15 protein-coding genes and 1 pseudogene are annotated in these 15207 nt (G+C 25.9%); 11 read left to right on the top strand and 5 right to left on the bottom strand.

Translation table 11 applies throughout. The features are described 5' to 3' along the window. The first annotated feature begins 2 nt into the window (after positions 1-2). From AELL_RS09760 to AELL_RS09750, 3 genes are all read left to right on the top strand, one after another. Positions 3-452 (top strand): MotA/TolQ/ExbB proton channel family protein, encoded by a 450-nt coding sequence (locus AELL_RS09760; protein WP_118917781.1) that lies wholly within the window; start codon positions 3-5, stop codon positions 450-452. Continuing rightward, a complete protein-coding gene (locus tag AELL_RS09755; RefSeq protein WP_118917780.1) occupies positions 442-750 on the top strand; it encodes a DUF2149 domain-containing protein in 309 nt (102 codons plus the stop codon). The genes AELL_RS09760 and AELL_RS09755 overlap by 11 nt, the downstream gene beginning before the upstream one ends. 78 nt (positions 751-828) lie before the next feature. Then, positions 829-1404, top strand: coding sequence for a superoxide dismutase (locus tag AELL_RS09750; protein WP_118917779.1), 576 nt, complete (start codon positions 829-831; stop codon positions 1402-1404). A gap of 37 nt (positions 1405-1441) precedes the next feature. Here the strand turns inward: AELL_RS09750 and AELL_RS09745 are convergent, their stop codons facing one another. Continuing rightward, a complete protein-coding gene (locus AELL_RS09745) occupies positions 1442-2503 on the bottom strand; it encodes an agmatinase family protein (RefSeq protein WP_118917778.1) in 1062 nt (353 codons plus the stop codon). 130 nt (positions 2504-2633) lie between these two features. Here AELL_RS09745 and AELL_RS09740 point away from each other — a divergent pair, with 130 nt between their 5' ends. From AELL_RS09740 to AELL_RS09710, 7 genes are all read left to right on the top strand, one after another. Continuing rightward, positions 2634-4001: a hypothetical protein gene (locus AELL_RS09740; protein WP_118917777.1), complete on the top strand. Its 1368-nt coding sequence runs from the start codon at positions 2634-2636 to the stop codon at positions 3999-4001. 87 nt (positions 4002-4088) lie between these two features. Further along, positions 4089-4412 (top strand): antibiotic biosynthesis monooxygenase family protein, encoded by a 324-nt coding sequence (locus AELL_RS09735; RefSeq protein ID WP_118917776.1) that lies wholly within the window; start codon positions 4089-4091, stop codon positions 4410-4412. 6 nt (positions 4413-4418) lie between these two features. Beyond that, the gene (locus AELL_RS09730) at positions 4419-5504 is read left to right on the top strand and encodes a DNA alkylation repair protein (protein ID WP_118917775.1); all 1086 of its coding nucleotides are present in this window, start codon (positions 4419-4421) and stop codon (positions 5502-5504) included. Next, positions 5488-5955, top strand: a complete 468-nt coding sequence (gene ybaK, locus AELL_RS09725; RefSeq protein WP_118917774.1) for a Cys-tRNA(Pro) deacylase — start codon at positions 5488-5490, stop codon at positions 5953-5955. The genes AELL_RS09730 and ybaK overlap by 17 nt, the downstream gene beginning before the upstream one ends. A gap of 89 nt (positions 5956-6044) precedes the next feature. Further along, positions 6045-9230: an NAD-glutamate dehydrogenase domain-containing protein gene (locus AELL_RS09720; RefSeq protein ID WP_118917773.1), complete on the top strand. Its 3186-nt coding sequence runs from the start codon at positions 6045-6047 to the stop codon at positions 9228-9230. Between the two features lie 70 nt (positions 9231-9300). Continuing rightward, on the top strand, positions 9301-9507 hold the full coding sequence (locus AELL_RS09715) for a hypothetical protein (protein WP_118917772.1): 207 nt from the start codon (positions 9301-9303) through the stop codon (positions 9505-9507). A gap of 61 nt (positions 9508-9568) precedes the next feature. Then, a complete protein-coding gene (locus AELL_RS09710; protein WP_192941189.1) occupies positions 9569-10051 on the top strand; it encodes an outer membrane beta-barrel protein in 483 nt (160 codons plus the stop codon). 210 nt (positions 10052-10261) lie between these two features. Here the strand turns inward: AELL_RS09710 and AELL_RS09705 are convergent. From AELL_RS09705 to AELL_RS09690, 4 genes and pseudogenes are all read right to left on the bottom strand, one after another. After that, a pseudogene (locus AELL_RS09705) lies at positions 10262-10657 on the bottom strand (potassium channel family protein); the annotation flags it as partial. Beyond that, positions 10654-11979: a TrkH family potassium uptake protein gene (locus AELL_RS09700; RefSeq protein ID WP_118917770.1), complete on the bottom strand. Its 1326-nt coding sequence runs from the start codon at positions 11977-11979 to the stop codon at positions 10654-10656. The pseudogene AELL_RS09705 and the gene AELL_RS09700, both read right to left, overlap by 4 nt. An 11-nt stretch (positions 11980-11990) precedes the next feature. After that, on the bottom strand, positions 11991-12680 hold the full coding sequence (locus AELL_RS09695) for a response regulator (RefSeq protein WP_118917769.1): 690 nt from the start codon (positions 12678-12680) through the stop codon (positions 11991-11993). Continuing rightward, positions 12677-13708 (bottom strand): sensor histidine kinase, encoded by a 1032-nt coding sequence (locus tag AELL_RS09690; RefSeq protein ID WP_118917768.1) that lies wholly within the window; start codon positions 13706-13708, stop codon positions 12677-12679. The genes AELL_RS09695 and AELL_RS09690 overlap by 4 nt, the downstream gene beginning before the upstream one ends. Positions 13709-13900: 192 nt before the next feature. Between AELL_RS09690 and AELL_RS09685 the strand changes: the two genes are divergently transcribed. Then, on the top strand, positions 13901-15202 hold the full coding sequence (locus AELL_RS09685) for a SagB family peptide dehydrogenase (protein ID WP_118917767.1): 1302 nt from the start codon (positions 13901-13903) through the stop codon (positions 15200-15202). Positions 15203-15207 lie beyond the last annotated feature (5 nt).

The raw sequence follows: 15207 nt of genomic DNA, 5'->3' as shown, positions 1-15207 counted from the left end.
AAATGTTTTCATCAATTTCAGTTGGTTTGATGCACCAAATCTCATCACTTCTTTTAGAACCAGTCTCTTGGGCTTTGATTTTTTTTGTGGTTTTTTCACTTTATGAAATAGGAATAACAATAGGTGAAAGAGTTATCGAAATCAAAAGATTGACAAATACAAAAGATAAAACTTTGGTTTTAAATGTTGCAAAAAAAAGAATAGAAAGAGCAGATTTTATCACAAGACTAGCTCCAATGCTTGGACTTATGGGAACTTTGATTCCTTTGGGTCCTGGGCTTGCTGCACTTGGTGATGGTGATGTAAAAATACTAAGCACTGCAATGAGTGTTGCTTTTGATACAACAGTTTTAGGATTACTTTGTGGAATGGTAGGTTTTGTAATAGCAAGACTAAGAAGAAGATGGTATGACAAAGCTTTAAGCATAATGGAGAGTGAAGATGAAAAATAGATTTTCAAGTGAACATTTTTCAAAAGAAGATGATGAACCACTTGGTCCTTTAGCAAATTTAGTTGATATTATTTTAGTTTTTGCTTGTGGTTTAATAGCTGCTTTAGTTGCTCTTAGTCCTAATTTACAAGAGCATTTTAAAGTGTCAACAGATACAAAAGTTATAACTCAAGGAAAAGAGTTGGTTGAAATTCCAAAAGAAATAAAAGAAAATATGGAAACAAAAGAGGGATATAAATCTTTAGGACAAGTTTATAAAGACCCAAAAACTGGGAAATTGATATTAATTTCTGAATAATTTCAAAGTTATATTAAAAAAATAACAAAATTAGATTATAATGAACTTGTTAAGATTTAAACTAATAAAGGATATAAAATGAAACATGAATTAATGACTTTACCTTATGCTTTAGATGCCTTAGAACCGCTTATGTCAAAAGAGACTTTAGAGTTTCATTATGGAAAACATCACCAAACTTATGTAAATAACTTAAATAATTTAATTGCTGGTACAAAATTTGAAGATTTATCTTTAGTAAATATAATTTTAGAATCAGATGCTGGTATTTTTAATAATGCTGCACAAGTATATAACCATGACTTTTTTTGGAATGGTTTAACTCCAACTCAAGGTGAAATTCCAGCTTCTGTAGAAGAATCTTTAACAAAAGCTTTTGGAAGTGTTGATAAATTTAAAGAGGAGTTTACAGCAAAAGCTGTTGGACATTTTGGTTCTGGTTGGGCTTGGTTAGTTCAAGACGAAAATCAAGATTTAAAAATCGTAACAACAATAAATGCACAAAATCCTCTAACAAATAATCTAAAACCTATTTTAGTATGTGACGTTTGGGAACATGCTTATTATATTGATGTAAGAAATGCAAGACCTAAGTTTTTAGAAAACTTTTGGAAACTTGTAAATTGGGATTTTGTAGCTAAAAATCTAGGATAAAAGAGTTAAAAGTAAGTTTTAAAACTTACTTTTAATTTTATTTGTATTCGATTTTTCCTTGACTTGCAAGTAATGCACCACATAATTGGTATAAAACTCTTGAGCCAACATTTGCATCCCAACCATCAGCACTATCACCAACTTCACAAAGGTCAAATCCTATGATATTTTTACCACTTTTTACAATCATAAAAATAAGATGTTCAAGTTCTCCATATCTTAATCCACCTGGAACTGGAGTTCCTGTATTTGGACAGTTTAATGGCTCTAATCCATCAATATCTATTGATAAATAAACATTTTGTGGAAGTTGATTTATATAAGTAGCAAAAACTTCTTCAAGTGATTTTCCACTAGCAAGCTCTGATTGCATTAACGTATCATATAAACATGCACCTTTTACCCCATAATCAATCATTCTTGTAGCTTCTTCTTTACTATAATCTCTAATACCTACTTGAACTAGATTTGAAACTTTGTCACACTCTTTCATAACGTTATAAAAAATTGAAGCGTGAGAGTAAGTAAAACCTTCATAAGCTTCTCTTAAATCATGATGAGCATCAACGTGTAAAATTCCAAAAGATTCAGTTTGAGTATCGCTTAAAGCTTTGATTAGTCCAAGTGGGCAAGAGTGGTCACCACCAACAACAGCTACGAATTTCCCTTTATTTAATTGCTCAAGAGATTTTTCATAAACTGATGAGTTTAATATAGCTGAAGCTTCATTTACATATTTTAGGGCTTTTTTATTTGTTTTTCCATCTTCAAGAGCTTCGATTACTTTTAAAGCTTTTTTTCTAGCTTTGTTGCTTAGTTTATGTAAACTTTTATCAGTTTCAAGCATAGCAATACCAGCAGTATATGGCTTGATATAGTGATAATTTTCCACATCTAATTGGTGGCTTGAAGTTCTAATCGCATCAGGAGCATTTGCAGTTCCTTGCCCAAATGAAACTGTTGCTTCCCAAGGAACTGGAACTAAAACTAAACTTGCTTCTTCAGGATTTAGTCTTCCACCAATAAAACCATCTCCCTCTTGTGGAGGAAGTCCAAGTTCTAATACTTTTATCTCTTCTTCTAAAGTTCTGTATGACATGGCTTTTCCTATTATTTTAATATATTTTTTGATTCTGAATTATAGAATAATTAAGGAAATAATAAAGTTAATTTTAATTATAAATATAAAATTGTGATAATATTAAAAGATTAAAATAGAAAGTAGAAATATGAGTAAATGTAGTTGTGAAAATTGTAATTTAGAAGTTTTTGAAAATAGTGATAAATGTATTTTACATTGTGATAAAACAAAATATCATAAAAAAGAAAACACAATTTTGGGTTTAATTGAAAAGTGTGAAGATTCAGTGTATTATAAATTTTATGAAACTTTAATTCAAAGATATAAAATTTTTAATAAAAAATTATTGCAATTAATAGATATACATTTCCCTTCAAATATTTTAGAATTTAAATTTTCTGAATTTATATCTCAGGTTATGCCAAATGAAATTTCTATAATAGGTGGAAAATTTTATGGTAGAGAAATATTTAATGTTGGTGATAAAAATTATGTAAAGTTTGATAAATTGAATTTTTTTAAAGTTGAAACAAAATACGAATTTAATATTTTTAATTCAAGTATAAAAGAAGTTAAATTATCTTGTTGTTCATTTGAATTATTTAAGATACAAAATTCATATATTGAAAATTTGAATATTTTTGGAAGTTTATCAGTAATAGATTATTGGAATACTAAAAATGTATTTTTGTTTGATTCAAATATAAATTATTTTAAAATAACTAATTTAAATATGAATGTAATGAGTATTAAATTAGGAGAAATAAAGAATGCAATTTTTAAAGATTTAATTATTAATAATGCTAACTTTGAACAAAATGTATTTTTAGATAAATTAGATTTTTTAGATATAAAAATAAAAAATAAAATAGATTTACAAAATGCAATTATTCCTGAAATTAGTACCTTCTTGGGTCTAGAATTTGAAAATGATAGTGGAGTGTCAAATAGAGAAACAGCAAGAAAGATAAAAAACTCTTTTGAACAACAAAATAATATTATCGAGGCAAATAAATTTTATGCTTTAGAGATGAAAAAAAGAGAAGAAGAACTTGAAGAGGATATTAAAAAGGGCAAAAACTTTTTTGAATGGTTAGTTTTTAAAATTCATGGAATATCTTCAAATCACTCTCAAGATTGGACTTTAGCTCTATTTTGGATTATTTCACTAACTTTTCTAACATCATTTATAAAAACAATAGATAGTAACTTTTCTCAAACTATTGAGAAAATAGGTTTATCGTTTATTTTAATTTCAATAATCTTTTTTATTAATATCAATATCTCAAATTCAAAAAAATTATATTATCTAATTTGTGGTTTAGTTTACTATTTAATATATGCAGTATTTACAAAAGATTTTTCACTTACAATTTTTTCAAATCTAATTAATCCATTTTCGATAATGACAGGAAAAGAAGAGCTAAATTTTGGAATATTACTTTATAAAATAACAATTGCATATCTAATCTATCAATTGATTATTTCAATACGTCAAAATACAAGAAGAAAATAAATGATAATAAAATCTTTCAAAATGAAATATATTTTATTTGAAAAACTATTTTATACTACAATAAAATAAATTTAAAAAGGAAAAATTATGTTCGGAGTAATATTTGAAGTTGAAATTAAAGAAGATAAAAAAAATGAATATTTACAAATTGCAGCTATTTTAAAAGAGCAGTTAATAAATGAAAAAGGTTTTATAAGTATAGAGAGGTTTCAATCATTAGTAAATGAAAATAAGCTTTTATCTTTATCTTTTTGGGAAGATGAAAAATCTATTTTAAATTGGAAGAAAAATCTTGACCATTTTGCTGCACAAAAAAAAGGTAGAGAGTCGATATTTGAAGATTATAGAATAAGAGTTGTTGAGGTAAAAAGAGATTACACTTTACAATCAAGTGATTTTGAAGATAGATAGAAAAATATGGCAGAACAATTAAAAAATTTATATTCAAAAAAGTTTATTGAAAAACTTGCAAATAAAATAGTTTTCATTTATTCAGATTTTCAAAAAAAAGATTTTATAAACTCTATTTTTGATAATACTTGGCAAGATTTAGAACTAAAAGCAAGGATGAGACATATAGCTTTTACTTTGCATAAATTTTTACCTTTTTCATACGATAAACAAATTGAAATCTTAAAAGAAGTAAAAGAGGATTTTGGTGGACTTGAGGCTATGATTTTTCAAGATTTTGTAGAAGTTTTTGGACTTGAGGATTTTAAAGAGTCATTAAAAGCTTTGGAAGTTTTTACTATAAATTCAAGTAGTGAATTTGCAATTAGACAGTTTATTTTGAAATATGAAGATGAAACTATGAAGCATATGAAAATTTGGGCAAAATCATCAAATGAACATATAAGAAGATTAGCAAGTGAAGGGTGTCGTCCAAGACTTCCTTGGGCTGTTGCTTTACCAAAATTTAAACAAAATCCAACAAAAGTGCTTGAAATAATTGAACTTTTGAAAAATGACAAATCAAAATATGTTCAAAAATCTGTAGCAAATAATCTAAATGATATTTCAAAAGATAATCCACAAATAGTGATAGATTTTGTAAAACAAAATCTAGGAAAAACAAAAGAGTTAGATTGGATTTGTAAACATGGAAGTAGAACTTTGCTTAAAAAGGCAGATAGAAATATTTTAAAACTTTTTGAGTTTGAAAAATCACATCATATAAATCTCACAAATTTTTGTTACGATGAAACTCTTAATTTGGGAGATGATTTTAATTTCTCTTTTGAATTAAATTCTGATGAAATATTGGGAAATATAAGAGTTGAATATGTTATTCATTATCTAAAATCAAATAAAAGTCATACAAAAAAAGTTTTTATGGTAAGTCAAAATGAGATAAAATCAAGTTCTAAAAAATTTATCAAAAAACATAAATTTAAAGATATGACAACAAGAAAACATTATATTGGAATTCATTATATATCTTTGATGATAAATGGTGAAGAGTTTATAAAAAAGGAGTTTTTCTTAAATGACACCAGCAATTAATTTGCTTAAAAAAAATAAGTGTGATTTCAAAATACACAAATATGACCATGACCCTGAGTGTACGAATTTTGGAGAAGAGGCTGCTTTGAAATTGGGTTTAGATGAAAATCAAGTATATAAAACTTTACTTGTAGAATTAACTCCAAAAGAGTTGGTTGTTTGTGTTTTGCCTGTTGCAAATCAGCTTTCATTAAAAGAAGTAGCATCTGCTTTTGATGTTAAAAAAGCTGTTATGGCAAACAAAGATGAAGCACAAAAAGTAACTGGTTATTTACTTGGTGGAATTTCTCCATTAGGGCAAAAAAAATTACTTCGAACAGTTTTAGATGAAAGTGTAAATAAGTTTGAAACTATATTTGTAAGTGGTGGGAAAAGAGGGCTTGATATAGAGGTTATTCCAAAAGATTTACAAAATCTATTAAAAGCAAAAATTCAAAGAATTACATCTTAAAAACATAAATAATTTACAAATTATTTTTTAACAAAAATTTAAGATATAAAAGGTAGTATCATATATAAAATCATTTTAAGGACTTATATATGGCTATACCTGATATTAATGCAATTTGTTCACAAATTCTGACATCTGATGATTTAATAGTTGAAGAAGAGCTTTTTCAACAAGTTCTAAAAGATAAAATCGTAACTAAACTTTTAGATAATAAAGGTTCAAAATATATTAAAATTTTTTCAAAAGAACAACTTTTTTTATCTCATATAACACCTCTTTTACATAATATTGGTTTTGAAATTATTGATGAAGTGACATATAATGTTATGAGTCAAAAAGAGCTTATTTATATTTCACGATTTAACTTAAATAATCCAAATTTAGAAAAAATAAATATTGCAAAAAATAATATTGAAGATATCATAACTTATACTTTACAAGATTGCTCTGTAAAACACTCAAAAGCTTTTTCTTTAGTTTATGAAGAAAATTTCAACCTAAAAAAAATAAATATTTTAAGAGCATTTATTGAATATATTGGGCAAGCTGTTTTGACAATAAATACAGGTGCGATTTTAAATACTTTAACAATTCACCACGAAATTACGGCACTTTTTGTTGATTATTTTTTGACTAAATTTAACCCAAAAATAAAAGATAGAGAAACTCAACTTGAAAAAACAGAAGAAAAAATCAAAGAGAAAATCAAACTTGTACCACAAATTTTAGATGACAGAATTTTAAATATTATGATGACATTTTTAAAATCACTGTTAAGAACAAACTATTTTTTAGATAAAGAGACAATTTCTTTTAAAATTGATACAAAAAATTTCTCAAAAGATTTAAAAGGTTTACAACCAAATATTGAAAACTTTATTTATCATAGTGATTTTTATGGAGTTCATTTAAGAATGACAAAAGTTTCAAGGGGAGGTCTTAGATGGTCTGATAGACATGATGACTATAGACAAGAGATAAAATCACTAATGATTACACAAGAGGGGAAAAACTCTATAATTATCCCTGATGGAGCAAAAGGTGGTTTTGTAATAAATAAAGATTCAAGTGAAGTTACAAAAGAGTATTTTAAAGAGATTTATTCACTTTTTATAAATGCAAATCTTGATTTAGTTGATAATATGATAGATGGAAAAGTTGTAAAAAATCCAGAAATGGTTTGTTATGATGGAGATGATGCTTATTTTGTAGTTGCTGCTGATAAAGGAACAGCTGCTATGAGTGATGTAGCAAATGAGATAGCAAAACAAAGAAATTTTTGGTTAGGAGATGCCTTTGCTAGTGGTGGAAGTAATGGTTTTGGACATAAAGATTTAGGAATTACTGCACGAGGTGCAATGGTTTCAACTCAAAGATTTTTTATTGAAGAGGGAATTGATATTCATAAACAAGAAATAACAGTTGTTGGAATTGGTTCTATGAGTGGAGATGTTTTTGGAAATGGAATGATGGAATCAGAAAAATTCAAACTTCTTGCTGCTATTTCTCAAAAAGAGATTTTTATCGACCCAAATCCAGATGTGAAAATTGCATATAAAGAGAGAAAAAGACTTTTTGAATCAAGAGATGGTGGTTGGGCAAATTATGATTTATCACTTATTTCAAAAGGTGGTGGAGTTTTTAAAAGAAGTGATAAACAAATAGAGTTAAGTAGCGAAATTCAAAAGCTAATAAAATGTAGTAGAAAAACAATTTCGGGAGAGGAATTATGTAAAAAACTTCTAACTTTAGATGTTGATTTATTGTTTAATGGTGGAGTTGGAACTTATGTAAAAGCAAGTGATGAAAATAATCTTGATTTAGGTGATAAACAAAATGAAGCAGTTAGAGTTGATGCAAGTGAATTAAAAGCAAAAATTGTTTGTGAGGGTGGAAATCTTGGATTCACTCAAAAAGCAAGAATTGAATATGCTTTAAATGGTGGAAGAATAAATCAAGATGCTATAGATAATGCAGCGGGGGTTAATACTTCAGACCATGAAGTTAACTTAAAAATTTTATTAAATATCATAAAAAATCAAGGTATTTTAAATGAGAAACAAGCAAATGAAACACTTCATTCATTAAAAGAACAAGTAGTTCAACTTGTATTAAAAAGTAATTATGACCAAGCTTGTGTAATTTCAATTGATGAGCAGTTTTCAAGAAAATATCCAAATGATTATATAAAATCAATTGAAGTTTTAGAAAATAATATTGAGGCTTTTAACAGAAGAGATTTTTATATTCCAAAAAATGAAAATATAAGTGATATAGTAGATATAAATGGTTCAATTGTAAGACCTGTTTTAGGTTCACTTTTATCTTATAGTAAAATTTTTATCAAAAAAATTATACTTGATTCATCATTGGTTGATGAACAATTCTCTTTACAATATCTATTTAGATATTTCCCTCAATCATTTGTGGGAGCATATGAACAACAAATTGTAAATCATCCTTTAAAAAGAGAAATTATTGCAACAATGATGGCTGATATTGTAATAAATCATCAAGGTATAACTTTCCTTTCAGATTATGCAAAACTTGGAAATGAGAAATTTTTATTAAAAATAAAATCATATTTAGTTGCAAAACTTCTATTTGGTTCAAGAGAAATTAGAGAAAAAATTTATGCTCAAGATTCAAAAATGAGAGTAGAACAACAATATAAACTAATAAATAAATTAGAGTATATTTTATATGCAAGTACAAAATGGATGGTGAAATATCTTCAAAAAAATCAATTAGATTCAGTTCATATTTTAGACCATAAAGCAGAACTTTTTGCATTGCTTTCTGAAGTTCATAAACAAAAAGTAGAGATATTAATCGAAAATGATGATGAATTTAATAAATTTTATAGTGTAATAGATTATCTAAGATTTGCAATTGCTGCAATCATCATAAAAGAAAACACTCCTCACTCATTTAAAGATGTAATAGTTTTATTTTATTCATTAATTCACGAATTTAATATTTTAGAGATAATTGTTGAATTAAATAGAGTAACAATAATAAATTCAACTGATATGGCTTTAAGAAATCAGATATTACAGTTTATTGAATATATTGTAGTACACTATACAAAGAAGATTTTAGAGTTCCAAAGGGTAAATGAAGCCCCAGATTTAGCCTTTTCAAATTATATTGCAAATGAAAAAGATAAGTTTTATAAAATAAGAGATCATTTAGATGTATTTATGGTAAAAGAGAACAAAGATATTAAAGATATAGCTATTACAGTAAATCAGTTAATGGTCTCTTTAATATAAGTTGAAGTTATGATTTGTATATTAAATTTTTATTAGATATACTTATCAAAATATTACAAAGGAGTTTATTATGAGTAAATTAAATAATGGTGAACCAAGTTTAGATAAAATTGATGATTATAATGGAAATGAATCAAAACAAAAAAGAAATACTGTAAGGCTAGTAATAATTTTTTGTTTAGTTGTTGGAGCTTTAATAGCTTATTTCAAAGCTACGTCTGTGCCAGATGATTATGTTGGAACAAAAGAGCAGCCAGGAATTTCAACTACAAAATAATATTTAAGTTATGATTATATATACTGCTGAAATTTTTATAGAAATATAAAGGAAAAAAATAATGAAAAAAAGATATTTAGCCCTTTCTTTAGTGGCTAGTTTTGTTACTTTATTAAATGCAAATGACTTTGATACAAAAGTATCAGTTGGTGCAACTTCAGCAAAACTTGATGGTGAAACTTATACACAATATGGTTTAGGATATACAGCAAATACAGCCTTAAATAATGGAATTATTTTAGGTTTTGGAAATAGTTTATATTATGGAAATGTAGATAGTGGAAGAGAAGTTACAACACTTGATTTAGATTTAAGAGCTGGTTATGAGATTTATCAAGATTTAACAGCTTTTGGATTAGGAACAGGAGTATATCAATACTTTGATGATAACTCTGCAACAGGAGTTGGTTATGGTGCTTCTTTAGAGTATAAAATTAATCAAAATGTTGCTGTTGAAGGAACTTATAAAACAACTAACATGAGATATAAAACAGATGATTATGATTATAGTACATCAAATGTTGCAATAAAGTTCAATTACTAAGATTTAGTTTTTATCTTTATAAAATTTTTATATTTATATTTCAATATTGATAAATTATTGATTTATTTTGGTTTAGAATAGGGCAAATTAAAACAAAGGATTATTTTGCCTTATTCTACTATTACGATGTTAATAATTTTAGCGGTTTTAGTCATCATACTTATTTTAAAAATGATTGATTATAATAGTGATGAGTCATAATTATTATTTAATCAATTTTTGAACTAACATTCTTCCTGCAATTTTTTCAGGGTAAATCACTTTAAAAGCTCCAATTTTAGAAAGTATTTCTCCATGGGTAGAGGTAATTGCTTTTGCTATAATATTTTTATTATTCAAATCTTTTAGTGCCATAACAGTTAAGATACTAGCTTCAATATTTTCTCCAATACTTACTATTACTGTTTCAAGATTATAAATTCCAACTTCTTCAAGTGCTTGTTTATTTGTACTATCTATTACAAAAGCATCATCAACAAATTCACTTATTTCTTGAACTTTTTTTTCATCATTATCAACAGCAATTACTCTTGTATCAAGTCTTGATAAACTTTTTGCTATATAAAATCCAAATTTTCCTAAACCAATAACGGCGATAGTTTTCATATAATAATCCTTCCTACTGGGTATTTAAAATGTCTTGTTTTTGCTTTTCCAATAAGTATTAAACCAAATGCAAAAACTCCTAATCTTCCTGCAATCATTAATACAATGATTAAACTTTTTCCAAAATTATCAAATTGAGCTGAAAAACTTAAAATATCTCCATTTCCTGTTGAAACTCCAACTGTTCCAAATGCAGAAACCACTTCGAATAAAATTTTTATGAAAGGTAAATTTTGTGTTTCGACTAAAAGTAAAATTGCACAAAGAACAAAAAATGATGAAGAAATAATTATTGCAAGGGCTTTATTTATAACTTTTTGTTCAATTGTTCTTTTAAAAATATTTGGTTGTTGATTTGATTCTTTTAATATATAAATTACTGTAATAATCAAAATTGCAACAGTTGTTATTTTCATACCTCCTGCTGTACTTCCTTGTCCAGCTCCTGTCATCATAAACAGAGTTGAAAAGAATAAAGAAGACTCTTTTAATGAAGCAATATCTATGCTATTAAATCCACTTGTTCTAAAGTTTATTGATAAAAAAAAGGCATTTAAAAATTTTTCATAAAGATTTAATTCACCAAAAGTTTTTGGATTATTCCACTCAATTGATAAAAATAGAATCATTCCACCTACTATTAAAATAAGTGTTCCATAAAGCATAATTCTTGTATGAATTGTAAAACGTTTTGAGAACTTTCTATTTTCATAAATTTCTATTAAAACAAAATAACCAAGTCCTCCTAAAATAACTAAAAAACTAATAGTAAATAAAGATATAGAATCACTTTGATAAGACATCAAACTATCTGTAAAAAGTGAAAAACCAGCATTATTAAAAGCACTAATACTATGAAAAATTCCAAACCAAATAGCATCTAAAAAAGAGTATTTATCTAAAAATTGATAAGTTAAAATGATTGCACCTATTAACTCTATACTCAATACAAAAAATAAAATTCTTTTAGTAAAGACTCCAACATGAAGTGTTGGTAATTCAAGGGATTGTTTCATAGCTCTTTTTTCATCAATACTTAATTTTTGTCTAACAAAAAGAAAAAAGATAATTACTAAAGACATATAACCAATTCCACCTATTTGAATGAGTGTTAAAATAATAAATTCTCCCCAAAAAGTGAAATTTTCAGAAGTACTTGTAACAATCAATCCAGTTACACAAGTAGCACTAGCTGAGGTAAATAGTGCATCAATAAATTTTAATTCTTTAATATGACAAATTGGTAAAGATAAAAGTATTGCACCAATAAAAATAATTAATACATAGCCTAAAAATATAGACCTTACATATTTGTGTTGCATCTATTTTATTCCTAATTTTGATTGCAAGAGAATCTATAACCAATTCCAGATTGGGTTTTGATATATTTTGGTCGTGTAGAATTTTTTTCAATTTTTTTTCTTAAAGTATTTACATAAGTTCTTAAATATTGCATTTCTTTTTGATATCCAGTTCCCCAAACTTCTTGCAGAATCTGATTATGAGTTAGGGTTTTATTTGTATTTAACATAAAATATTTAAGTAATTCATACTCAATTGGAGTAAGTTTTAGTTTTTCATTTTTTAAAGTTATATCCCTTGAAACAATATTTAGTTCTAGTTCATCACAAATAATAGATGAAGTAATATTTTCAGGTTCTATTTTTCTTCTTAAATTTGCTCTTATTCTTGCAAGTAATTCATTTACAGAAAAGGGTTTTGTAATATAATCATCAGCTCCTGCATCTAAAGCAGCAACAATCTCTTTTTCATCATGACGTGCTGTTAAAACAATAATTGGGACTTTTGATATTTCTCTAATTTGTTTTATAAAATCTTTTCCATCTCCATCAGGAAGACCTAAATCTACTATTAATAAATCAGGATTATGACTTAAAAACATCATCATTGCATTTTTTTTGCTATCACTTGAAATAGAGTTAAATTCATACTCTTTAAAAGTTATTTCTAAAAGTTTTTTTACTGATAAATCATCTTCGATTATATGTATCAATTTTTTCATTTAATATCAATCCTTTTTATTATTGGTAGCTCAATTTCAATAGTTATTCCATCATTTTGAGCAATAGCTTTTATCTCTCCATGGTGTAATTTGACAATACTTTTACAAATAGCCAAACCAATTCCACTTCCAGAAATATCATTTGTATCTTCAAATCTATAAAATTTATCAAAGATATTTTTTAGTTTTTGTTTATCTATATATTCAGTTTCATTGAAAATTTTAATTTTTGTATAGTTGTTTAAATTATCTATTTCTAAATGAATTTTTGTATTTGGTTTTGAATATTTAAAAGCATTATCTAAAAGATTTATAATTAGTTGAGTTAAAAGTGTATTGTCTCCCCAAAATAGAGCTAATTCATCAATTTTTATATCTAACTTTTCATCATTTTGTGTTTGAGAAAATTCATTTAAAGCAACACCAACAATATCTTCAAAATCACACCATTCAAGTTTTAAATCAAGATTTCCACTTGAGAGTCTTGTACTATCTAATAGATTTGTGATTAATCTTTTCATTCTAAGTGAAGCGTAGTTTATATCTTCTAAAAGATTATTTTTATTTTTTTCATCTAAATTATTGTTTGATAAAATCAGGTTTATACTTCCATGAATTGTAGAAAGAGGTGTTCTTAAATCATGGGAAATTATATGTAATAAACTCTCTCTTAATTCGTTTTGTTTTGTTTGAGTGTTTAGATTTTTGGCTTGAATTGTAATTATCCAACCAACAATCCCAAATATTAAAAAACTCCAGATATAAAGTTCATTATGAACTGAAAAACTATAAACAGGTGGAATGTATAAAAAATTTAAAAATACAACACTAAGCAATGTTATAAATATTGTTGCTTTGATATTTCCATAAATTGCAATAATAACAACAGGTATTATATGAATTAATGATATATTTATAATATCAAGATTCTCTTTGAATAGATGACTTATTATAGTAATAATAAATAAAATAATTAAAGCTTTTAAAATGTAACTATACTCTTTGTATTTGATTAATAAATTTTTCATTTTAAGCTTTTGGTAGTTTGAATAATAGAATTAAGGTTAAAATATCTAAAATTGAAAGCATTAAAATATTGGAAATAGACATAATATTTTCCTTGTAAGTTTGTTATGTCATTATATTTCATATCTTGTAAAGAGAGAATCAAAATTTTTAAGAAAAAATCAAAATTTTATAAAAATGAATAGGAAGATTAGATGTTATATGAATTAAACCAATACCATCAAAACACAAAACACTCATACCTTTCAGTAAGAAACAATCCAAATAGAGTTGATTGGAATAATCCTCCAAATAGATTTAAAAATTATCCAGATAGTTATAAACGAATAGCTTTAGATTCTTCAAATGAAAATTACAATTTTTTATATCTAATCTCTGGAATAACAGCAAAAAAAACCTATCCAGGAATTGAATACTATTTAAGAGTAAATCCAAGTGCAGGAGCTTTGTATCCAAATGAAGTATATTTTCAAGCAAGAAATGTAGATGGTTTTGAAGATGGAATTTATCATTTGGAAGTAGCAACTTCAAGTGCTGTAAAACTTCAAAAAATTGAATCAAATCAAGGGGTGGAAACTCTTTTAGGTTTAGATTTTAGTGTTGATGGTTTTATCTTTTTTATCTCTTCTTTGTATTTTAGGTCTTCATGGAAATATAAAAATAGAGCTTTTAGATACTGTTTACTTGATGCTGGACATTTGCTTGGAAGTATGGAAGCTAGTTCATATTTGTTTGATAAAGAGTTTGAGATTTTGTATGATTTTCCAAAACAAAAATTAAATGATTTTTTTTGTTTTGATGAAAAAGAGTTTTTTACTGCTGTTTGTTTAGTTGGAACAAAAAAAGATGATAAAAAAGAGAGTTTTTCTTTAACTCTTTCTACTCTAGATGGAAGTTCATATGAAGAAGGGAAAATCTCATTTTTTGTAAAAAATGAACTAATCGAAAAAGCTTATGAAGATACGTTAGAGATAAAAAACAAAAATAATGAAACAAAAAAAGCTCTATTTAATTTTCAAAAACAAAGATTTAAAGATGTGATTTTTAAAAGAAGGTCAATAAGAGAGTTTACAAAACAAAGTATCTCAAAAGTTCAATTTGAAGCAATATTAAATGTATTAAATCAACCAATAACAAATGATTGTGATGAACAAGTTGATATTTTTTACACTATAAATAGAGTAGAAGGTTTACAAATAGGACTATATAAAAATGGAGAACTTTTAAGAAATGGAGATTTTTCATCAAAAGCTGGATATTTATGTTTAGAGCAAGAGTTAGGAAAAGATAGTGCTGTTACATTTTTTTTAACAACAAAAAGTAAAAACTATCAAGAAGCTTATCAAAAGGCTGGAATAATTGGTCATAGATTGTATTTGGCTTCAAACTATTTAGATATTGGTTGTAGTGGAATAGGGGCTTATTATGATGATGAGGTTTGTGAGTTTTTACAAGAGCAAACAATGGTTTTATATGCTTTGGCTATTGGAAACTAAGTCTC

This window comes from Arcobacter ellisii (assembly GCF_003544915.1).
GTDB classification, from domain to species: domain Bacteria; phylum Campylobacterota; class Campylobacteria; order Campylobacterales; family Arcobacteraceae; genus Aliarcobacter; species Aliarcobacter ellisii.
This window is presented reverse-complemented; position numbering and strand designations above follow the sequence as displayed.